Origin of the sequence: Neobacillus sedimentimangrovi (assembly GCF_010614825.1) — a bacterium.
GTDB lineage: Bacteria > Bacillota > Bacilli > Bacillales > Cytobacillaceae > Neobacillus > Neobacillus thermocopriae.
Genome location: NZ_JAAFZF010000034.1, coordinates 1 through 21371 on the forward strand (window position 1 = coordinate 1; position 21371 = coordinate 21371).

At 37.0% G+C, this 21371-nt stretch carries 22 protein-coding genes and 1 other annotated feature; of the genes, 2 read left to right on the forward strand and 20 right to left on the reverse strand.

Features of this window, described 5'->3' with window-relative positions:
* Positions 1–95: 95 nt before the first annotated feature.
* Positions 96–959 carry an IS3 family transposase gene (locus GZA11_RS11485; protein WP_235924998.1) on the forward strand — a complete coding sequence of 288 codons (864 nt, stop codon included), beginning with the start codon at positions 96–98 and terminating at the stop codon, positions 957–959.
* 49 nt (positions 960–1008) lie between these two features.
* On the opposite strand, the gene GZA11_RS11490 is transcribed toward GZA11_RS11485, so the two are convergent.
* From GZA11_RS11490 to rpsU, 13 genes are all read right to left on the reverse strand, one after another.
* A complete protein-coding gene (locus tag GZA11_RS11490) occupies positions 1009–2391 on the reverse strand; it encodes a glycine--tRNA ligase (RefSeq protein WP_163183896.1) in 1383 nt (460 codons plus the stop codon).
* A 60-nt stretch (positions 2392–2451) separates the two neighbouring features.
* Positions 2452–2635, reverse strand: a binding site (T-box leader).
* A gap of 49 nt (positions 2636–2684) precedes the next feature.
* Positions 2685–3437, reverse strand: coding sequence for a DNA repair protein RecO (gene recO, locus GZA11_RS11495; RefSeq protein ID WP_144242999.1), 753 nt, complete (start codon positions 3435–3437; stop codon positions 2685–2687).
* Between the two features lie 29 nt (positions 3438–3466).
* Positions 3467–3616 carry a YqzL family protein gene (locus tag GZA11_RS11500; RefSeq protein WP_081905055.1) on the reverse strand — a complete coding sequence of 50 codons (150 nt, stop codon included), beginning with the start codon at positions 3614–3616 and terminating at the stop codon, positions 3467–3469.
* A 156-nt stretch (positions 3617–3772) separates the two neighbouring features.
* Positions 3773–4696 (reverse strand): GTPase Era, encoded by a 924-nt coding sequence (era, locus tag GZA11_RS11505; protein WP_038536230.1) that lies wholly within the window; start codon positions 4694–4696, stop codon positions 3773–3775.
* Positions 4686–5087, reverse strand: coding sequence for a cytidine deaminase (locus GZA11_RS11510; RefSeq protein ID WP_038536232.1), 402 nt, complete (start codon positions 5085–5087; stop codon positions 4686–4688). Before GZA11_RS11510 ends, era begins: the two co-directional genes overlap by 11 nt.
* Positions 5088–5253: 166 nt before the next feature.
* Entirely contained in the window at positions 5254–5652 is a 399-nt protein-coding gene (locus GZA11_RS11515) for a diacylglycerol kinase family protein (RefSeq protein ID WP_038536235.1), read from the reverse strand.
* Positions 5630–6106, reverse strand: a complete 477-nt coding sequence (ybeY, locus tag GZA11_RS11520; protein ID WP_038536238.1) for an rRNA maturation RNase YbeY — start codon at positions 6104–6106, stop codon at positions 5630–5632. Before ybeY ends, GZA11_RS11515 begins: the two co-directional genes overlap by 23 nt.
* Entirely contained in the window at positions 6103–8283 is a 2181-nt protein-coding gene (locus GZA11_RS11525) for an HD family phosphohydrolase (protein WP_163183898.1), read from the reverse strand. Before GZA11_RS11525 ends, ybeY begins: the two co-directional genes overlap by 4 nt.
* A 343-nt stretch (positions 8284–8626) precedes the next feature.
* On the reverse strand, positions 8627–9589 hold the full coding sequence (locus GZA11_RS11530) for a PhoH family protein (RefSeq protein WP_038536245.1): 963 nt from the start codon (positions 9587–9589) through the stop codon (positions 8627–8629).
* Complete coding sequence (gene yqfD, locus GZA11_RS11535) at positions 9586–10782, reverse strand: sporulation protein YqfD (protein ID WP_038536248.1); 1197 nt, start codon at positions 10780–10782, stop codon at positions 9586–9588. Before yqfD ends, GZA11_RS11530 begins: the two co-directional genes overlap by 4 nt.
* Positions 10779–11081, reverse strand: a complete 303-nt coding sequence (gene yqfC, locus GZA11_RS11540; RefSeq protein WP_038536250.1) for a sporulation protein YqfC — start codon at positions 11079–11081, stop codon at positions 10779–10781. The genes yqfD and yqfC overlap by 4 nt, the downstream gene beginning before the upstream one ends.
* A 352-nt stretch (positions 11082–11433) precedes the next feature.
* A complete protein-coding gene (locus GZA11_RS11545) occupies positions 11434–11880 on the reverse strand; it encodes a GatB/YqeY domain-containing protein (protein WP_038536252.1) in 447 nt (148 codons plus the stop codon).
* A 13-nt stretch (positions 11881–11893) separates the two neighbouring features.
* Complete coding sequence (gene rpsU, locus GZA11_RS11550; protein WP_003183654.1) at positions 11894–12067, reverse strand: 30S ribosomal protein S21; 174 nt, start codon at positions 12065–12067, stop codon at positions 11894–11896.
* Between the two features lie 211 nt (positions 12068–12278).
* On the opposite strand from rpsU, the gene GZA11_RS11555 reads away from it, so the two are divergent.
* Positions 12279–13223 (forward strand): Na/Pi symporter, encoded by a 945-nt coding sequence (locus tag GZA11_RS11555; RefSeq protein ID WP_163183900.1) that lies wholly within the window; start codon positions 12279–12281, stop codon positions 13221–13223.
* Positions 13224–13244: 21 nt separating this feature from the next.
* Here the strand turns inward: GZA11_RS11555 and mtaB are convergent, their stop codons facing one another.
* The 7 genes from mtaB to hrcA all read right to left on the reverse strand — a co-directional run bounded on the left by mtaB (position 13245) and on the right by hrcA (position 21314).
* A complete protein-coding gene (gene mtaB, locus GZA11_RS11560; protein WP_163183902.1) occupies positions 13245–14618 on the reverse strand; it encodes a tRNA (N(6)-L-threonylcarbamoyladenosine(37)-C(2))-methylthiotransferase MtaB in 1374 nt (457 codons plus the stop codon).
* A gap of 5 nt (positions 14619–14623) precedes the next feature.
* The gene (locus GZA11_RS11565) at positions 14624–15373 is read right to left on the reverse strand and encodes a 16S rRNA (uracil(1498)-N(3))-methyltransferase (protein ID WP_163183904.1); all 750 of its coding nucleotides are present in this window, start codon (positions 15371–15373) and stop codon (positions 14624–14626) included.
* A 105-nt stretch (positions 15374–15478) separates the two neighbouring features.
* Entirely contained in the window at positions 15479–16420 is a 942-nt protein-coding gene (gene prmA, locus GZA11_RS11570) for a 50S ribosomal protein L11 methyltransferase (protein WP_163183906.1), read from the reverse strand.
* A 17-nt stretch (positions 16421–16437) separates the two neighbouring features.
* Positions 16438–17568, reverse strand: a complete 1131-nt coding sequence (dnaJ, locus tag GZA11_RS11575) for a molecular chaperone DnaJ (protein ID WP_163183908.1) — start codon at positions 17566–17568, stop codon at positions 16438–16440.
* Positions 17569–17685: 117 nt separating this feature from the next.
* Positions 17686–19521 carry a molecular chaperone DnaK gene (dnaK, locus tag GZA11_RS11580; protein WP_038536271.1) on the reverse strand — a complete coding sequence of 612 codons (1836 nt, stop codon included), beginning with the start codon at positions 19519–19521 and terminating at the stop codon, positions 17686–17688.
* Positions 19522–19555: 34 nt separating this feature from the next.
* Positions 19556–20179 carry a nucleotide exchange factor GrpE gene (grpE, locus tag GZA11_RS11585; RefSeq protein WP_163183910.1) on the reverse strand — a complete coding sequence of 208 codons (624 nt, stop codon included), beginning with the start codon at positions 20177–20179 and terminating at the stop codon, positions 19556–19558.
* Positions 20180–20288: 109 nt separating this feature from the next.
* The gene (gene hrcA / locus GZA11_RS11590; protein ID WP_163183924.1) at positions 20289–21314 is read right to left on the reverse strand and encodes a heat-inducible transcriptional repressor HrcA; all 1026 of its coding nucleotides are present in this window, start codon (positions 21312–21314) and stop codon (positions 20289–20291) included.
* Positions 21315–21371 lie beyond the last annotated feature (57 nt).

Below are 21371 nucleotides of genomic sequence, written 5' to 3' on the forward strand. Positions count from 1 at the left end.
GAAAATGAACTGCTTCGTTTAGAGATTGCCTATTTAAAAAAGTTAAATGCTTTTCAGGAGAACCCGAATGCCTTCCTCGAAAAGCACAAGCAGCGATTGCATTCGAACTCAAAGAAGAAAGATTCCGATTAAAAGATGTGTTGAACCAAGTAGGTATTCCAGAGGCAACCTATCATTATTATGTCAAACAGATGCATCAAGTAGATCCAGATAAAGATTGGAAAGCCTTGATTTTAGAAGTATTTAAAAAACATGAAGGTCGATATGGTTATCGACGTATTCACGCCGAATTGAAAGCACAAGGATATATAATCAATCACAAAAAAGTACAGCGAATTATGCAAGAATTAAACCTAAAATGTGAGAAATTTGTACGCAAATCACGTTATAAATCTTATAAAGGGACAGTAGGAAAAGTGGCAAAAAACCGATTAAATCGCCGATTCTACACACCATATGCCCTTCAAAAAGTAGTCACAGACGTAACAGAATTTAAATGTACAAATGATGAAAAGCTGTATTTAAGTCCAGTCGTGGATTTATATAACGGAGAAATCATTGGATTTAGTATGTCAAAGCGCCCTACATTGGATTTTGTGATAGATTCATTAAAACAAGCGTTACCAGTCATTCACGAACGTGCAAAATATCGAACAACCATTCATTCGGATCAAGGTTGGCATTATCAACATAAAAAATGGGTACAAACATTAAAGCAGAATAAGATTTTTCAAAGTATGTCACGCAAAGGTAATTGTGCAAATAATGCCGCAATGGAGAATTTCTTTGGGTTACTGAAACAAGAAATCTATTATGGAGAAGCATTCATTTCCTATGAAGAATTGAAAAAGAAAATCGAAAAATATATCGATTATTATAACAATGTGCGAATAAAACAAAAACTGGCTGGTATGAGTCCAGTTGAATATCGAATTCATACCAGCCAATTAATTGCATAATGAAAAACTCTAACTTTAAGGGGTCACTACCTTTAAGCCGCACCTTTTATCAGAATAAAATTTTTTCTTGTAAAAAGCTTACAAGTTGGTCAATTGGTATTCTTGTTTGTTCCATCGTATCCCTGTCCCTTACTGTCACCATATGGTCTTCTTGTGAATCAAAATCATAGGTGATACAGAAAGGTGTACCAATTTCATCATGACGACGATATCTCTTACCGATTGAGCCAGCCTCATCATAATCCACATTGAAATGCTTAGATAATGTTGAAAATACCTCTCTTGCCCCATCTGATAATTTTTTGGACAATGGCAATACAGCTGCCTTAAATGGTGCAAGGGCAGGGTGAAAATGCATGACAGTACGAGATGTTCCGTCCTCTAGCTGTTCCTCATCATACGCATCAATTAAAAACGCAAGGGCTACCCGGTCTGCTCCAAGAGATGGCTCGATACAATAAGGAATGTATCGTTCATTCGTTTCTGGATCAATGTAATTAAAATCTTCACCTGAGAATTGCATATGTTGTTTTAAATCATAGTCTGTTCTTGAAGCAATACCCCAAAGTTCTCCCCATCCGAACGGAAACTTGTATTCAAAGTCAGTAGTGGCATTACTGTAATGAGACAATTCATCCTCAGAATGATCGCGAAGTCTTAAATTTTCTTTATTCAGACCTAATGACAACAGCCATTCTTCTGCAAACCGCTTCCAATAATCAAACCATTTCAACTCCTCTCCCGGTCGACAGAAAAACTCAAGCTCCATTTGCTCAAACTCTCTTGTGCGGAAGGTAAAGTTACCTGGTGTAATTTCATTACGGAAGCTTTTTCCTATTTGCGCAATTCCAAAAGGAAGTTTTTTACGCATAGTACGCTGAACATTTTTAAAGTTTACAAAAATACCTTGAGCTGTTTCCGGGCGAAGAAAAATTTCATTCGCACTTGACTCTGTAACACCTTGGAACGTTTTAAACATTAAATTAAATTGACGAATTCCTGTAAAATCATGACTGCCGCAATCTGGACAAGCTATATGATGTTCGTTTATTAACTTCTCCATTTTATCAAAAGGGAGGCCATCTACAACCATTTCAATTCCTTTTTCTTCAAGCGCATTTTCGATTAATTTATCTGCACGGTGGCGTGCCTTACAATTTTTACAATCAATCATAGGATCATTAAAGTTACCAATATGTCCAGATGCTTCCCAAGTCCGTGGATTCATCAAAATACTTGCATCTAAGCCTACATTATATGGAGATTCTTGAACAAATTTTTTCCACCAAGCGGCTTTAATATTATTTTTAAGTTCAACTCCTAATGGGCCGTAATCCCATGTATTAGCTAGACCCCCATAAATTTCTGAACCAGGAAAGATAAAACCTCTGTGTTTAGCATGTGAAACAATTTGTTCCATTGATACACTCATTGCTTTAACTCCTTTTTCCAAATATTAAATAAAAAACTCCCGACCCTATGCTAAATGAAGCATAGGGACGAGAGTATACCCGCGGTTCCACCCTATTTGCCGCTTATAAAAAGCAGCCACTTTAAAAAATGTATACATCATTGCTCAGGAACGCCCTTCCTTAACACTCTATACCCTAGCTTCCACCGTCCTAGGTTCGCTTTTATAGAGGATGTTAAGTACTCCTTTCCGTCAACGCAATTATTAATTTTAATGCTAATAATAACCAAAATAATATGGAATGTCAATAAGTGCTATAAAAGATTCCGAAATTCTTCCATTGCATTTAGAAATTTTTTCGTTTTAAGATGTAGGCCTGAGTATTCTTCATAGTAAGCTGAAATCACTTTTTTTAGTTCCTCTTTTGTTTCATTCCTAACAGATATAGTACCTAATCTTGATAAATCAAAATAGTAAAACAACCTTAATAATTTAACGGTAGCTGGTGAAATTTTGAGATGATAGGGGTCTTTGTCTAAACAGCGATGACATAAAAAACCACCTTCACGGATCGAAAAAGAAAAATGTCCGTCAGTACTCGCACAAACGGAACATTGATTTAAAATTGGGTATAATCCTAAAACATTTAGCATTTTCATCTCATAAATGTTCATTAAAATATCTGGGTCATTGCCTTCATTCAAATAGTGAAGCGTTTGAAATAATAACTCAAAATGAAAAGGATTTGGCTTTTTTTCCTCGGTACATTTATCAGTTAATTCAACAATATAACTAGCATATGCAGTTAAAAAAATATCTTCTCCGATTGATCGCATGGAGTTTATAATTTCTCCCTGCTGCAAATTTCCTAATCCCTTCCCTTTTTGAATTAAGAAATAACCATAAGTAAATAGCTGGGTAATGGAAGAAAGGCGGCTATTGGGCTTTTTAGCCCCTTTCGCCATTACGCCAATCTTCCCCCATTCCCTAGTATATATTGTTATAATTTTATTCGTTTCTCCATAATCTGTAGTTCTAATTATGATGCCTTCACATCTTTGAAACAAGACTTTCACCATCCAAGGGCGTACGACTGCTAGAGAATTGGATAATCAATTTGTGCTAGCTCTTCATCTAGTTTACTGGGTATTTCGATTTCTTGTTTTTCTTTCTCCAATTCTTTAAAAAGGAGATATGTGTCAATATTACCTGTTTGGCTAAATATTTTCCACGTAAAATCCAACACGAAAACCCCACCTTTCAATATTTGACTAGCAATAATACAACCAAACCTTACATTTATCTTAGCCAGCCTACGCACTAATCATAATACGTAAATATTGTAAATTCTTTTTAGGCATATATTTCAGATGGTTATAATAACTTAGTTAAAGCGAATCCCTTAATATTCGTCTTCATTAAAACCATATTCCCTGAGCTGCGACATTTTATTTCGCCAATCCTTTTGGACTTTTACCCAAAGCTCCAGGAACACTTTTGAACCTAGGAGATTTTCGATATCTACTCTTGCGCGTTTTCCGATTTCTTTAAGCATGCTCCCTTGTTTGCCAATAATAATCCCTTTTTGGGAATCACGCTCAACAATGATAGTGGCCATAACATGAATAATGTTCTTACCCTCTTTGCGCTCCATTTTATCCATAACAACAGCCAGTGAGTGAGGAACTTCTTCCCTTGTTAAATGCAGAGCCTTTTCTCTTATCAATTCCGTAATAATAAACCTTTCAGGATGGTCAGTTACTTGATCTGCAGGATAATATTGCGGTCCCTCAGGTAATATATCTTTAATTTGAGAAAGTAATCGCTCTACATTATTCCCCTCTAGAGCAGATATAGGAACGATTTCCTTAAAAGGATACTTTTCTTTATACGTTTCAATAATCGGCAGCAATTCATCAGGGTGAATTTGGTCAATTTTATTAATAACGAGGAATACCGGTGTGTTAATGGATTGGAATTTTTCAAGAATATATTCTTCTCCACGGCCAAACCCTTCTTCCGCATTGACCATAAATAAAATTAAGTCTACTTCTTTTAGAGTATTTTGAGCTACCTTCATCATAAAGTCGCCTAATTTATGTTTTGGTTTGTGAATGCCTGGCGTATCGATAAATACCATTTGTACATCAGGAAGGGTTAATACTCCTTGAATTTTGTTTCGTGTTGTTTGCGGCTTGTCACTCATTATAGCGATTTTTTGCCCAATGACCCGATTTAAAAATGTTGATTTACCGACGTTTGGCCTACCAATTATAGATATAAATCCTGACTTAAAGCTGTTTTTTTCATGTATATTACTTAGCATGTAAATCCTCCGGTGAAAAAGCTCCTGGTAATAATTCTTCAACAGTAAGTTCTTGAATATCCCCTTTTAGATTCGTTAATACAACCTTCATGTCACGTGGACATAACTCTGAAATTACTTGCCGGCAAGCACCGCATGGAGGGCAAGGGCGTTCGGTATCAGCTACAACGGCCATTGCTTTGAACTCTCGATCTCCTTCTGAAAACGCTTTAAAAAGCGCAGTCCGTTCTGCACAATTACACATACTATAAGCTGCATTTTCAATATTACAGCCACCATATATGTTTCCATCTTTGGTTAAGAGAGCTGCTCCCACGGCAAATTTTGAGTAAGGAACATAGGCATTTTCTCTTGCTGCTTTTGCTTCTTCAATTAGTTGATTTATGTTCACTAGTCATTCTTCCTTTCCAGCAATTTACTGCTGTTTCTTTATTTTACCTCAATTTGAAACCAAAATCATTAATTGTAAAGAAAAAATATCAAAAATTTTAAATTGTTGAAATATTCTCTAAAATAAACCTAATTATTAATTTGGTTTAGTCATTTTATCGAATTTCTCAACTAATTTCAATTGTTCTTAACAGCTTAAACACATAAGGTATAAAAATTAATGCACCAATTATGATCGAAACAAACGCATAAACCAATACCGCACCTGCAGCCACATCTTTCGCCTGCTTTGCTAAAGGTTTATACTCCAATGTAACGAGATCAACCACCCTCTCGATCGCGGTGTTTACCATTTCAAGACAAAACATCCCACTAATAAGTATCAGAACTATCAGCCATTCCATTTTATCAATAGAAAAATAAAATGACATCAATAATACAATACATGAACTGAGCAAATGAAATCTCATATTTCTTTCATGCTTAACGACGGTTACAATTCCTTCAATCGCATAAATGAAGGAATACCAGAATGGTTTATCCCTATGCTTCTCTTGTAAGTCCATACGCCTCTAAGATTTCCTTTTGTAGAGTGAACATTTCCTTTTCATCTTCCTCTGTCATATGATCATAACCTAAAAGATGCAAAAAACCGTGAATTGCTAAAAATCCCAGCTCGCGTAAATAAGAGTGGCCATATTCTTCTGCCTGCTCCCTTGCTTTCGGTACAGAAATTATGATGTCTCCCAAAATACGAGGCATATCTACACCAACTAATTCCATTTCGCCTTCCCCAAGCTCTTCCATTGCAAAAGAAATTACGTCAGTTGGTGCATCCTTTCCCCGATAATCGCGGTTTATTTCTTGAATTTTTTCATTGGTTACATAAGTAACGGAAACTTCACTATGTTTCTCAACCTTTAGTTTATTTGCAGCAAAATTTAACAATCTTTCTATTTCAAGTATTTGCTGTTCTGTTAATTCCTTTGTTTCATCTGTGCTATCAATCAGTAATGTCATGCTTGCTTCACCTTCTTTGTTAGTTCAGGGTATTCAATCCTAGAATGGAAGATTCCCTTTAATGTTTCACATAAAGTATACGACACCGTTTCAATTTCCTTCATTGTGAGGTCGCATTCATTCAATTGGCCATCCTGTATTCGGTCAGCAATTATTTTCTTTACAAGCGACTCAATCAACTCAGGTGTTGGATTAGGAATGGATCGCACTGCTGCCTCAACACTGTCCGCAATTCCTATCACGGCACACTCCTTAGACTGAGCCTTAGGACCTGGGTAACGAAAATCTTCTTCTTTAATTTTAGAATGAGGATTCATTTGAAGCTCTTTATGGTAAAAAAATTGCAATAAGCTTGTTCCATGATGCTGCTCGGCAATATCAACGATTTCTTTAGGCATTTGGTATTTGCGTAAAATATTGGCCCCATCGACAGCATGAGCAATTATAATACTCGCACTTTTATCCGGTGTCAATCGATCATGAGGATTATCCTGATTCATTTGATTTTCTATAAAAAAGTGTGGCCGCTTTGTTTTTCCAATATCGTGGTAATAGCTACCTACTCTAGCAAGAAGACCATTTGCCCCTATTGCCTCACAGGCCGATTCTGCTAAATTTGCCACCATGACACTGTGATGATAGGTTCCCGGAGCTTCCATTAAAATCTTCCTCAATAAAGGATGATTTGGATTGGACAATTCGATCAGCCTCATGGTAGACAGAATACCAAAGCTCGCTTCAAAAAATGGTAATAATCCTATCGTTAATACGGCAGATATGAGCCCGGAAACAAGAGCGGCAATAAAGTAATATCCATATTCGATCCCGGAAAAGTGTCCATTTGGTAAAAACATCACTGCCAATAAGGTCATAAGATTTACAATTGCAGCAAATAATCCTGCCTGTAGGATTCTTGATCTTTGATTTTGATTACTTAAATAAAGGATACCTGCCAAGGAACTAAATAAAATATAAAATCCTACAGAGAAATTTAGTGTTCCAGACACTCCTTCATTAAATAAAATGCTACCGCATAGTGATAGGATTACGGATGTTAAAATAGCCAGTTTCTCATCAATTAAAATTTTTAACAGCATACCAGCTAATGCAGCAGGAAACAAATATCCTACCCAAGGATAATTATAAAATTGCAGCAGACTAATAATCTTCATGAGAAAAATCGACAAAACAAAAATTAATCCAAACAACAAAAGATAAGTTTGTCTCTTTTCTGGTAATGAAGATTTCATTAGATAAAAATTATAATATATGGCTGAAAGCATAATTACAATAAGCATGATTAAGCCAATAAACGGTTTATAAGTTTTTTCATTCTGAAGAAGACCAACAAGCTTTAATTGGCGATATATTTCTTGGTCAATTAGTTCCCCTTCTTCTACGATGACTTGTCCTTGAAGAATTTTAACCGGCTCTACGCTTTCGGCAGCCTTTTGACGCAGTTCTTCTGTAGCGGTAGGGTCATAAAATTCATTTTGTATGACCGCATATCTTCCCAGCTCAATAGCCGCCATTCTTAAATTATCATTCAAGGCTGTATACTTTAATTCTTCTTCCAGACTTTTTTTGGCATTCTCTACTTCATCAGCAGGAATTCTTTTCGTCATTACATTATTGATAGCGGTCACCGTTAAATCTTTAGCAATCGATAACTCATCATTACTTGCTTGTACTAATGCCGTAAATACTTGGTTCGATAAATCCTTAGTCACTGTAGGTGTCAACTTTCCAGTTAACATGGTAATTTTTTCTTCCGTACTTGGTTCAGAGGTTGGTAATTGATCTTCAGCAGTTTCCTCCTCCGATTCCTTCAAGTTTTCACTTATCTCATCATTAACTTCAGAGGCTGCATTGAATATCGAGGAAATTAGGTCTACTCGATTTTGAGCATATTCATTTTTTAATGTATATACAGGTTGAACTTGATTGCGAGCCTCGGCCCGTTTTCTTTCTGTACTTTTTTTATCCTCAACAGTCCCGGGAGAGCGTATCGTCTTTTCTGCCACAGAAAAAAGATCAACATCCAACTTTTCAGGTTTTACATTTGTATACATTGCTGTATACAAAACAAGGCCTAACACAATGAAAAAGAGAATTCGGAAAAAAGAAATATCCAAAAGTTTTCTAATTCGAATGAAATGCTGCTGCAGTTTTTCCAACAATATCCCTCCAACTACGGCTTGCAAAATGAAATTAACATGTTTTGTCAAAAGTATTTTAGATAAAAACGAACTTTATGTAAAATGATAACAGTTTTTTGGATATATTTCACTATTTTCCATATTGACTCACAGAAAAGTTATATTATTAAAACAAATATGTAGGTGTCCCAAATGTCTTTTTACCCTTCTTTTTGTAATTTAAACCGTAAAAGGGGATCTTATTTGTTTTACACACAATTTGCGAGATTTAGAAATATAATTATTCAAAAGTTTAAATAAAAAAGCTGAGCCCAAAAAAGTCGTTTAAAAGGACGTTTGGGTCAGCTTCTCAGTTTCTTTTTTATTTTCCTTTTTTATCATAGGCTTCAATAATTCTACCTACTAGAGGATGACGTACTACATCACTTTGCTCCAAATAGACAAATGAAATGCCATTCACATTTTTCAATATTTCTTCAGCCTCGACTAATCCTGACTTTACCCCTTTAGGCAAATCAATTTGGGTGTGATCACCGGTAATCACCATTTTCGATCCAAATCCGAGTCTTGTCAGAAACATCTTCATTTGAGCATGGGTCGTATTTTGTGCTTCATCTAATATAACAAAGGCATCGTCAAGCGTTCGCCCTCTCATATAGGCAAGCGGAGCAATTTCAATCGTTCCGCGTTCAATTAAGCGGCCAGTATGCTCTACCCCCAAAATATCGTGCAAGGCATCATACAATGGCCTTAAATATGGGTCAACCTTCTCCTTTAAATCTCCAGGAAGGAAACCAAGACTCTCCCCTGCTTCCACAGCAGGTCTAGTCAGAATGATACGATTTACTTGGCCGTTTTTCAAAGCATTTACTGCCATCACAACAGCCAAGTAGGTTTTACCAGTACCGGCTGGACCTATGCCAAATACTAAGTCACTTTTGTTAATGGCCATAATATATTGCCTTTGACCAAGTGTTTTAACCCGGATCGTTTTTCCTTTAATATTTTTTCCAATAACTTCATCGTATAAATTCACATAATAATCTAATGTTCCTTTTTCTGCCATTTGAATGGCATAAAGCACATCTCTTGGGCCTATATGAATACCTTTACGAATCACTAGCATTAATTTGTCCAAAATCTGTCTAGCGACAGCAACTTGAGTTTCATCACCTGACAGGCTGACCGATTCGCCTCTTGTAATCATTTTGACGCCAAGCTCTTCTTCAATGATTTTTAAATTTTGATCTGAGTTACCAAGTAAAGCAATGGCCTCTGCCGGATTTTCAAGCTGTACATCAATAACTGTTAACTTCTCTGTCATTCACGAGTCTCCTTGGAAATCGGTTGTTCTACTGCGATGTTTTCAATCATTTTAAAATGTATATCCAGTATAACTTTACCATTTTTTACTTCCTTGTGTAAAATCTTTTCATCTTTAAACATAGCATCTTCATCCAATTGACTTTTTATTTCTTTTTTAGCCCTTTCTAAAGCAATTTGTTCCGCCTGCTCTTTCGTATAAGATCGGATAATATCTTCACTTTCACGAATAGTGGTTTGAATATAGGAAACTGGAAGCACCCATTTTAAAAAATGAAGTTTATAAATGGTCTTTTCCGTTTCAAATTGCTTGTATTCTGGGGCTTTGAATCCCCAAATAGGTAACTCAAACTTTCCAAACGCAAGTGAATGTTTTCGTTTTTCATTTCCGTTTAATACTATAAACTTCGTATCAAGTGGCTGCTCCACATGACTTTTATACCAAGTTTCCCCCCACACTTTTCCCTTGGCAGGGACGAGTTTAACGTTTTCCCCATCTTGTCCGATTTCACCGGATACGAGTAATTGCCCTTTTTGCACATAGTCATGAATATCAACGACCTTTTTGCCTTCTTCCACAAATGTTTTTACAATGATTGCCTTCTTTTTCGCCACAAGGTTTTGTGGGGATAGTTCCTTTTGTTTTTCTGGTTCGTTTTTTTCGACTACTTGTAAATGATAGGTTGTCCCCTTTAATTCCACACCAACCCATGTTAGATTTCCGACATTATTAGTTAACTCTCTTTGTATTCCCTCTACATTTTTTACAAAAAATTGTAGTTTTCCAATTTTAACGCCCATCCTATCCAGTTCTTTGCGGATTTGATACTCAGTATCCGGTTTTGCACCTTTGATTTCTATGCCCCAAATGACGTTCGAAAGAAGAAATATGATTAAGAGAAATATTACCGCACCAGCAAGAAAACCGCTGTTCTTTAAGAGCCTCCTAAATAAAAACGGGACTCCATTTCTTTTTAAAAATGTGATTTGGCAATCTGTATGTCTAGCAAAATATCTGATGTTTTTGGCATCCTCGAGCTTCATTTGAAAAGTAATCGTTTCTGTTCCATGTCGTTTTACATTCCAAATAATTATTTCATTCCTTGTGAGGACATTAATAAATCGCTCGATTCCTTTCCCGGTAATTTTAACCGTAACCATTCCAAATAAAAAATCAATCCACTGGTTCTTCATTTTGTTCCTCCCGAATTTTCATTTATATATAAGACTTGATCAATTTTTCCTTCAAGTAGAATTTCTTCGGGTAGAATCGTCTTAATGACAAAAGATTTCCCCTTCACTAATAACTGTCCTTGTTTTAATAACAATCGGAGTTCTTTATCTGTAAACGCTAGAAGCCCTCGATGATTTTCAATGTAAATATGAATTTGTCCGATCATGGTGATTCGTGGTAAATCCATCATGACATCTTGAGGAAGATCCATTTTTTTAGCCATCCAATTTCGAACCCGCTGGCCCCATTTTTTTGCCATAAAAAAAGAACCCCCTTTCATCTCATGTTTATGAAATGAAAGGAGGTTCTAGCACACCTTTTTCCAATTGAGCATAATGGAATGATCCTGACACACAGGGGTGTCCTAAGATACCTGAGCTTTAGTAAACAAGAGCGATGTAGACATCTCAAATGCAATCACTTTCTGTTTTACAATGCTGTCGTAACCCCCTGTAGAGATTCTAACTGAGATCCAGGAATTACGTTAAACTATAAAGCAGATTCGGGAAGAGCGAAAGACTATTCGCTAAGGCTTTTCGAAGTCAAAGATTTACTTGCTTATTTAAGTAAAAAGACCACAGATTCCCCTGTGGTCTTTTTGAGTCAGAATACTATGAAAGGTGTTGTTGTACAAATTTATTTACAAGCGCTCCATCGGCTTTACCTTTTACTTTAGGCATAATCGCTGACATCACTTTTCCCATATCAGCTTTTGATGTTGCGCCAACTTCAAGGATCGTTTGTTTGACGATCTCGGTCAGCTCTTCTTCAGAAAGCTGTTTTGGCAAATACAGCTCGACAATTGCGATTTCTGTACGAAGTTTTTCAACCAGATCTTGACGTCCGGCTTTATCAAACTCATGGAGGGAGTCTTTGCGTTGTTTTAATTCGCGAGAAAGGACTGTTAACTCTTGCTCTTCGGAAAGTTCTTTCACACCAAGCTTAATTGCCTCATTTTGCAAGGAAGCTTTTATCATCCGAATCACAGAGAGTTTGTCTTTTTCTTTGTTTTTCATCGCTTGTTTCATGTCATTATTTAAACGCTCGAGAAGACTCATGTATTACACCCTCTTAATACTTACGTTTTCTTGCTGCTTCAGACTTTTTCTTACGTCTTACACTAGGTTTTTCGTAGAATTCGCGCTTTCTTGCCTCTTGCAAAGTACCAGTTTTTGATACAGAACGTTTGAAGCGACGAAGAGCATCTTCAAGCGATTCGTTTTTACGAACGACAGTTTTAGACATTCTCTTTCCCTCCCTCCGAAACACAACACACTTACATCAATCCATTTACTTTGCAATTATAATATAACCTTTAAACAAGGTCAACTGAAATTCGCAGTTTAAAACAGGTATGCACAATTTTTATACTTATTTTTTCACTTAGTTTTTATTTTCCTATAAAAGTGGCATGTCCCCTTCTGAGTGGCCATACAATGAAAGGAGAGGTGAAGACATGCTATATATTGTATTATTTATCATATTTATTTTATTATTTATTTTCGGGATGACCATTATTAGGTTTGGATTGTTTAATTTATCAGCAAATAAATTAAAGGGTTGGTTGATAAAATTAACTGGGACCCCATTAAAAGGTTTGATCACCGGAACTTTTATCACCGCTCTACTACAAAGCAGTTCGGCAGTTATGGTTATTACCATCGGGCTCATTTCCGCTAGAATTATGACATTCCCACAATCAATTGGAATTATTTTAGGAACGAATATCGGAACTACTTTTAAAACGGAACTGATAACCTTTAATCTAGACCGTATACTTGTTCCTTTAGCGATTATAGGGGCAATACTTATCATATTTAATCATATTAAAATAAGGAGTATCGGTATGCTCTTCTTTGGTATTGCCTCTGTTTTCACTGCTATGAAAGGCTTCGAATTATTAGCCCATCCGTTAACAGAGCTTTCAATGATCAAACAATTTATTATTTCGATTAATGATAATATTATACTTAGCCTCTTAACAGGAGCCGTGATAACTGCCATCATCCAATCCAGTACTGCTATGACCGGAATTACAATGGGATTTTTAACAGCTGGGCTTCTGCAGCTTGATGCAGGAATCGCCATTGTTTTCGGAGCCAACATCGGGACATGTATTACCGCCTTAATCGCCTCCATTGGCGGAGGGAAAGAATCAAAATTAGCTGCGTATGCTCATATATGGCTCAATGTTTTTGGTGTCTTATTGTTTACACCTTTTATCCCATTGCTTACCGAATATGCACCTTATTTAGCAAGTAATAAGATGGTACAATTGGCTCATATTAGCGTTTTATTTAATGTTATCTCATCTTTGCTCGTATTGCCATTTGCTACTAAATTCGGAGAAATGATACTGTTTTTACATGATAGAAAGCCGAATTCTCCAGTTATAAAGTAAAAGGACCGAACACGGTCCTTTTTAAATAGCTGCTTCTTTTCTTGTAAATATTTCTTCCTTTACCTCAGCCCGATCTTCGACAACACGGACAAATTGACCTTCGTTGTATGGATAACCGGCTTTTGTAATTTTTACCTTGACGATTTTGCCGATCATATCTTCTGTAGCAGGGAATACAACCTTTAAGTAGTTATCAGTGTAACCAACATAAAGACCGGAATTCGCTTGCTCTTTATACTCCTCTTCTGGGATCACTTCAAGAACTTCACCTTCAAATTGGGATGCATATTCTTTTGCAAGTTGATCAGATAAAGTTATCAAGCGATGAACACGTTCGTTTTTAATTTCTTCATCGATTTGATCTTCCATTCTAGCCGCAGGTGTTCCAGTACGTTTGGAATAAGGAAAAACATGAAGCTCAGAGAATTTATGTTCTTTAATAAAATTATAAGTTTCCATAAATTCTTCTTCCGTTTCACCTGGAAATCCAACAATAACGTCAGAAGTAACGGCAAGTCCCGGAAGAACCTCTTTCAACCGATTTAATCGTTCAGCAAAGAATTCCATTGTATATTTACGACGCATTCTTTTTAATACTGAATTAGAACCTGATTGTAATGGGATATGCAAATGACGAACCACAATTTTTGAATGCTTTATTACCTCTATCACTTCATCCGTAATTTGGCTAGCTTCAATTGAAGAAATACGCAAACGCTCTAATCCTTTAACTTCTTCTTCTAGATCACGGAGTAGCATAGCGAGGTTGTAATCCTTCATGTCTTCTCCATAACCGCCAGTATGGATTCCTGTTAAAACAATTTCTTTGTAACCTGCATCGACTAACTGTTGAGCTTGGCGAATAACTTCTTTCGGATCGCGAGATCTCATAAGGCCGCGAGCCCATGGAATAATGCAGAATGTACAGAAATTGTTACAACCTTCCTGAATTTTTAAAGAAGCGCGTGTCCGATCAGTAAAGGATGGAACGTCAAGTTCTTCATACACACGATTCTTCATGATATTGCTGACACCGTTAATCGGCTGGCGTTCCTTCTTATACTGTTCAATATAATCAAGCATTTTCACACGGTCCTGTGTACCAATAACAATATCTACGCCAGGAATAGCCATAATTTCTGCTGGAGAAGTTTGAGCATAACATCCTGTTACACAAATAACTGCATCTGGATTTTTCCTAACTGCTCTCCGAATCACCTGACGGCTTTTTTTATCACCTGTATTTGTTACCGTACATGTATTAATTACATAAACATCTGCTATGGATTCAAATTCAACTCTCTCATAGCCTTCTTGTTTAAAAAGCTGCCAAATGGCTTCTGTTTCATAGTGGTTAACCTTGCAACCTAGTGTATGAAATGCAACTGTTGGCATAATTCTCACCTCAATAATTCAAAATGATAGGAAATAGCCGCTAGTGAATACAATGGGGCCGTTTCCGCACGTAAAATTCGTGGACCAAGTCCACAAAGTCCAAAACCATTATTTTTTAATTGCTCAACTTCTTCTGCTGCCAGACCACCTTCGGGTCCAAACACAATAAGAAGTGATTCTCCAGGCTGCATTTTTTTTAAAACAGCAGAAAAAACGGAGGTTTCCCCGCTCCGACTTTCTTCTTCAAATGCAACCAATTTATAGTCAAATTCCTTGCTTTTTTCCAGCAATCCTTTCAATCTCACAGGCGTTGATATCTCAGGCACCATCACACGGTGAGATTGTTCTGCAGCTTCTTTAGCAATTTTTTGCCATCTCTCTACTTTTTTGGCTGCCTTTTTATCATCCCATTTAACAACAGATCTCGCTGCAGTATATGGGATAAATTGATGAGCCCCTAACTCAGTACCTTTTTGAATGATCCATTCGAGCTTGTCTCCTTTTGGAAGGCCGCTTGCGATGGCAACTGAGATAGGAAGTTCTGAATCCTCTTCTTTCCATTGTACAACGTCTGCAACGACTCTTTCATCGGTAATTTCTGCAAGCTTGCATAAAGCTTGTCGTCCATCTGGATCAACACAAATAATTTGATCGCCTATTTCCATCCGCATCACTTTAACGATATGATGACGGTCATTTTCGTCTATGAAAAAGCGATCTTCATTTGCTCGATGTTTAACAAAGTAGCGTTGCAATCCGAAGCACCCTCTCTAACACATAATACGATTTATTTTACTAAAATTTATCGAAAATATAAAGAAAAAAATAAAAGGGGACAAAGCATCCCCCCACCATCATCATTATAGTCTTTTTGAAATGATTGCAACCCAATCTTCCATTAAAATGGTTTCTACAATTTCGAATCCAGAATTAATTAAAGCTTCTTTTACTGAATCTTTTTTCTGTTGAATAATACCGGAAGTAATAAAATATCCACCAGGCTTCACTACACGTGCAGCATCATCAGTAAATCTTAGAATTACTTCCGCTAATATATTTGCCACAATAACATCTGCCGAGTTCTCTTCTACCCCATCTAGAAGGTTGTTTTGAGAAACTGTCACAATATTGTTTACTTTATTGAGCTTAATATTTAATTTAGCTTGAGTTACAGCCACATCATCAAGGTCGTATGCTCTCACATCTTCTGCCCCCAACATGGCAGCGGCAATACTTAATACACCAGACCCGGTTCCAACATCAATAACTCTATCTCCAGGACGGACCGTTCTTTCAATTGCTTGAATGCACATTACCGTTGTAGGATGGGTACCAGTGCCAAAAGCCATCCCGGGATCTAATTCAATAATTAATTCATCACTGCTAACCGGGTGATAAATCTCCCATGTAGGAACAATTGTGAACTTTTCAGAAATCTTCACTGGATTATAATATTTCTTCCAGGCTGTTGCCCATTCCTCTTCATTTACTTCACTAATCGTAATTTTATTTTTTCCAACATCTATATCATAAATAATCAGATTATTGATCGACTCTTTAATAGCCTCTACAGTTTCTCCGAGAAAACTATTTACTGGCAAATACGCTTTAACAATGACCCCTTCCTCAGGGTAATCGTCCGGATTGAGTTGGTAAATTTCCCCGAATTGATCTTCCCTTTCTTTTGTCAATTCAAATGGATCCTCTATAACTACGCCGCTCGCCCCGGCTTCATGCAAAATATGTGATATAGGTTCGATCGCCTCATTGGTTGTGTGGATACTAATTTCAGACCACTTCATACTACCAACTCCAATACTTACTCGCCTTTAAAGGCACGTTTTACTTTTGAAAAAAAGCTTTCTTCATGTCCGCCAAATGGAGCATTTCCACTCGCTTCATCAAATTCACGAAGAAGCTGTTTTTGTTTTTCACTTAATTTTGTTGGGGTTATGATACGAACAAGAATATGTTGGTCCCCAACACCATATCCTCGAACGTTCGGAATCCCTTTTCCTTTTAAACGGAATTTCGTTCCCGTTTGAGTTCCTGCAGGTACCTTTAGTTTCACTTTACCATGTAATGTTGGCACTTCAATTTCTGCCCCTAATGCTGCTTGAACGAAAGTGATTGGCATTTCACAATAAATATCATCGCCATCCCTTTCAAAGAATTCATGTGGACGAACATGGAAAACCACATACAAATCTCCAGGAGGGCCTCCATTAATACCTGCTTCACCTTGTCCAGCCATTCTTAATTGTTGTCCATCGTCAATACCTGCTGGGATTTTTACATGGATTTTCTTCCGTTTTTTCACCTTTCCAGATCCACCGCAGGTTGAACATTTTTGTTTAATTTCTTTCCCAGTTCCATTACAATAATGACAAGTTCTGCGATTAACAATACGTCCAAATGGTGTATTTTGTTCAATACTTATTTGACCTGAACCATGACAATGCTTACAAGTTTCTGGCTTCGTTCCAGGCTTAGCACCTGAGCCATGACACGTTTCACATACTTCTTCACGAGGAATTTCAATATCGGTTTCTTTTCCAAACGCCGCTTCCTCAAAAGAAATCGTCATTGTATATTGAAGATCCGCACCTTGTCTTGGCGCATTCGGATCTCGTCTACGTGAGCCGCCTCCGCCAAAAAAAGTATTAAAAATATCTTCAAAACCGCCAAAGCCGCCAAAATCACTGCCACCAAAACCACCGAAGCCTTGGTTCGGATCGGTATGGCCAAATTGATCATAATGCGCTCTTTTTTGGTCATCACTCAATACTTCATAAGCTTCTGTAATTTCTTTGAATTTATCCGCTGCATCCGGCTCTTTATTTATATCTGGGTGATATTTTTTGGACAATTTACGATAAGCTTTTTTGATCTCGTCCTTTGTGGCATTTTTGCCTATACCCAGTACCTCATAGTAATCCCTTTTACTCATGATTACCACCACTCCCGAATCTGTCACATAAAAATTATTCTAACACCCCTAGAAAAGGATATCAATAAAAAAGCCAAAGCCGCTCATATTGACTTTGACTTTTTTACATTTACATCATTACTTATCGTCTTTTACTTCTTCAAACTCAGCGTCAACAACATTGTCATCTTTTTTCGCAGTGGTTCCTGCATCTTGAGCTCCTTGTTGAGCCTGAGCTTGTTGTTGAGCTTGCTCATACAATTTAACAGTTAATGCTTGAACAATTTCTTGTAAAGCATCTTTTTTCGCACGAATTTCATTTATATCATTTTTCTCAATCGCCTGTTTTAATGCATCCTTCGCTTCATTTGCTTTGGCAACTTCGGAAGCATCCACCTTGCCCTCTAGTTCTTTTAAGGTCTTTTCTGTTGTAAATACAAGCTGGTCGGCTTCATTACGAAGCTCAGCTTCTTCCTTACGTTTCTTATCTGCCTCAGCATTTTCTTCTGCTTCTCTTACCATTTTTTGAATTTCTTCATCTGATAAACCAGTAGAAGATTTAATAGTAATTTGCTGTTCTTTATTCGTACCAAGGTCTTTTGCACGAACATTTACAATACCATTTTTATCAATATCAAATGTTACTTCAATTTGCGGAACTCCACGTGGAGCAGGTGGGATATCAGTTAATTGGAAACGACCCAATGTTTTATTATCCGCTGCCATTGGACGCTCCCCTTGCAGTACATGAATATCTACAGCTGTTTGATTATCTGCAGCAGTAGAGAATATTTGTGATTTAGATGTTGGAATGGTTGTATTACGTTCGATTAGTTTTGTAAATACTCCACCCATTGTTTCAATTCCTAGTGATAGTGGAGTAACATCAAGTAATACAACATCTTTTACATCACCGGTGATAACACCGCCTTGAATAGCAGCACCCATTGCTACTACTTCATCAGGGTTTACACCACGATGCGGTTCTTTTCCGATAGCTTTTTTAATTGCTTCTTGTACTGCAGGAATACGAGTAGAACCACCAACAAGAATTACCTTGTCAATATCCGCAGGAGTCATATCTGCATCACTTAGAGCCTGACGAACCGGTCCCATTGTACGTTCAACAAGGTGTGCAGTTAATTCGTCAAATTTAGCTCTTGTTAATGTCACTTCCAAGTGAAGTGGGCCTGCAGGACCTGCTGTAATAAATGGTAAAGACACTTGTGTTGAAGTTACACCAGAAAGGTCTTTCTTCGCTTTTTCTGCAGCATCTTTTAAACGTTGTAAGGCCATTTTATCTTGTGAAAGGTCAATGCCATGTTCTTTTTTGAATTGGTCAACTAAATAATCAATAATCGCTTGGTCAAAATCGTCACCACCAAGACGATTATCACCAGCAGTTGCTTTAACTTCAAATACACCGTCACCAAGTTCAAGGATCGATACGTCAAAAGTACCGCCACCAAGGTCATAAACAAGAATCGTCTGATCTTGATCTGTTTTATCCAAACCATATGCTAAAGCAGCTGCTGTTGGCTCATTTATAATACGTTCCACTTCTAAACCAGCAATTTTACCAGCATCTTTTGTAGCCTGACGTTCCGCATCATTAAAATATGCTGGCACGGTAATAACCGCTTTTGTCACAGGCTCACCAAGATAATCTTCTGCATAAGATTTTAAATATTGAAGAATAATAGCTGAAATTTCTTGTGGTGTGTATTGCTTCCCTTCAATTTCTACTTTATGGGATGTACCCATATGACGTTTAATAGAAATAATTGTATTTGGGTTTGTAATTGCCTGGCGTTTCGCCACTTCTCCTACTTGACGTTCACCATTTTTAAAAGCAACTACAGATGGAGTGGTACGATTGCCTTCAGGGTTTGGAATTACTTTAGGTTCGCCGCCTTCAAGTACAGCAACACAGGAGTTTGTTGTACCAAGGTCAATACCAATGATTTTGCTCATATACCATTTTCCTCCTTTAAATTTGTTATGTAGACTATTGATTTACTTTTACCATTGATGGTCGGATTACTCGATCCTTTAAAAGATATCCTTTTTGTAATTCTTCAATCACAATATTAGAGCCATAGTTTTCGTCATTACCTTGCATTACTGCATGGTGATAATTAGGGTCAAATTCTTGACCAACCGCCTCAATAGGCTCTACACCTTCTTTTTTCAATGCATCTAACAGGGTGCGATAGACCATTTCCATTCCCTGGAGCAATGATTTTGTTTGATCATTATCTGCTTCAATTTGCAGTGCTCTTTCGAAGTTGTCTAATACAGGAAGTAAATCTGTCGCTAACTTTTGAGCTCTATATTTTTCGCTCGCCTCTTGATCTAATCTCGTGCGGCGCTTAAAGTTTTCAAAATCTGCCTGAAGTCGTAGGTAACGGTTGTCCGCTGCTTCAAGCTTTTCTTTTAACTCTTCAATTTCTTTTAAAAGCTCTTCACTGTTATCAGTAGCAGACTGTTCAGCTTTTTCCTTTTCCGTTTCTATTGTCTGCTCATTCGCTTCACCCTCAACAGCGGGTTTTGTTTCTTCATCGGTAAGTTCTGAATTGGTATTTTCTAAGTTTTCAGCTTCTTGTTCAACTGTCTTATTTTCGTTCGTCAACTTACTCACCTCCCTTAAAGAATCAAACACATATTACACCCATTTATCTTCACAATAAGAGGGGTGAAATGTTTTACTTTCACCCTTCTCAATATTACCAGCATTATTACTATTGATACAGCTTTGTAAACACCTCTGTCAAATCCCTGCTTATTATTTTTAGCAAGCTGATGACACGAGAGTACTCCATTCTTGTCGGTCCGAGGATGGCTATAGAGCCCAATTTTTCGGACCCCGCCGAATACGTCGCTGTAATTAAACTGCAATTATCCATAACCCGATCCTGATTTTCACTTCCAATTTTCACACTGATTCCAGCTGTATTACTACGAATCAAATTCGTAATCCATTCTTCTTGATCAATCATCGTTAAAAGATTTCGGATTTTTGTAATGTCATTGAATTCCGGCTGACTCAGCATGTTCGCCTTTCCGGCAAAGAATAGTTTTTCATGGATCGGCATTTTTAGTGTTTCTGCAATTTGATGCAGCATTAAATCATAGTTATTTATATGCTGTTTTAACAGCGTCGCCACTTCTTTATAAATCTTATTATGCAAGTCCTCTAATGGAACTCCAGTTAATCTTTCATTTAAAATATTTACCATTTTTTCAATATCACTTGGGTCTACGGATACCGGAAGAGGAAATGTTCGATTTTCAACATGCCCGGTGTCTGTAACCAATATAGCAACTGCTGTTTCTTTATTTAACGGAATGATTTGGAGCCTTTTTAATTTATTAACACTTACCGCCGGTCCTAATACAATCGAAGTATAATTCGTTAACTCCGATAAAATCTTCGCAGATTTTTGAATAACCTTTTCAAATTCAAAAATTTTCTCAGCGAAAATCGACTGGATAACCGAAATATCTTGTTGATTCAAAGCTTGAGGCGATAGTAAATGATCAACGTAATATCGATAACCTTTTTCAGATGGAACTCGACCGGAAGAGGTGTGAGTTTTTTCTATATATCCCATTTCTTCTAGGTCTGCCATTTCATTCCTGATAGTTGCCGAACTTAATGAGATTCCCTCTTTTTTCGACAAAGTTCTAGAGCCGACAGGTTGCGCAGATCGAATAAAATCATCAACAATTATCTGGAGAATCAACAATTGACGATCTGTTAACAACATTCATCACCTCTGTTAGCACTCCTAACCAACGAGTGCTAATTATATTAATAAATT

What these genes read in the sequence shown, in the direction of transcription:
- era (WP_038536230.1), bottom strand. Translation starts at nt 4,696, where the DNA reads ATGCTAAGTAATATACATGAAAAAAACAGCTTTAAGTCAGGATTTATA.
- GZA11_RS11555 (WP_163183900.1), top strand. Translation starts at nt 12,279, where the DNA reads ATGCTATATATTGTATTATTTATCATATTTATTTTATTATTTATTTTC.
- GZA11_RS11545 (WP_038536252.1), bottom strand. Translation starts at nt 11,880, where the DNA reads ATGAGTCTTCTCGAGCGTTTAAATAATGACATGAAACAAGCGATGAAA.
- dnaJ (WP_163183908.1), bottom strand. Translation starts at nt 17,568, where the DNA reads ATGAGTAAAAGGGATTACTATGAGGTACTGGGTATAGGCAAAAATGCC.
- rpsU (WP_003183654.1), bottom strand. Translation starts at nt 12,067, where the DNA reads ATGTCTAAAACTGTCGTTCGTAAAAACGAATCGCTTGAAGATGCTCTT.
- dnaK (WP_038536271.1), bottom strand. Translation starts at nt 19,521, where the DNA reads ATGAGCAAAATCATTGGTATTGACCTTGGTACAACAAACTCCTGTGTT.
- prmA (WP_163183906.1), bottom strand. Translation starts at nt 16,420, where the DNA reads ATGAAGTGGTCTGAAATTAGTATCCACACAACCAATGAGGCGATCGAA.
- ybeY (WP_038536238.1), bottom strand. Translation starts at nt 6,106, where the DNA reads ATGACATTACTGATTGATAGCACAGATGAAACAAAGGAATTAACAGAA.
- GZA11_RS11530 (WP_038536245.1), bottom strand. Translation starts at nt 9,589, where the DNA reads ATGACAGAGAAGTTAACAGTTATTGATGTACAGCTTGAAAATCCGGCA.
- GZA11_RS11515 (WP_038536235.1), bottom strand. Translation starts at nt 5,652, where the DNA reads ATGGACTTACAAGAGAAGCATAGGGATAAACCATTCTGGTATTCCTTC.
- yqfC (WP_038536250.1), bottom strand. Translation starts at nt 11,081, where the DNA reads ATGGCAAAAAAATGGGGCCAGCGGGTTCGAAATTGGATGGCTAAAAAA.
- mtaB (WP_163183902.1), bottom strand. Translation starts at nt 14,618, where the DNA reads ATGCCAACAGTTGCATTTCATACACTAGGTTGCAAGGTTAACCACTAT.
- yqfD (WP_038536248.1), bottom strand. Translation starts at nt 10,782, where the DNA reads ATGAAGAACCAGTGGATTGATTTTTTATTTGGAATGGTTACGGTTAAA.
- GZA11_RS11490 (WP_163183896.1), bottom strand. Translation starts at nt 2,391, where the DNA reads ATGAGTGTATCAATGGAACAAATTGTTTCACATGCTAAACACAGAGGT.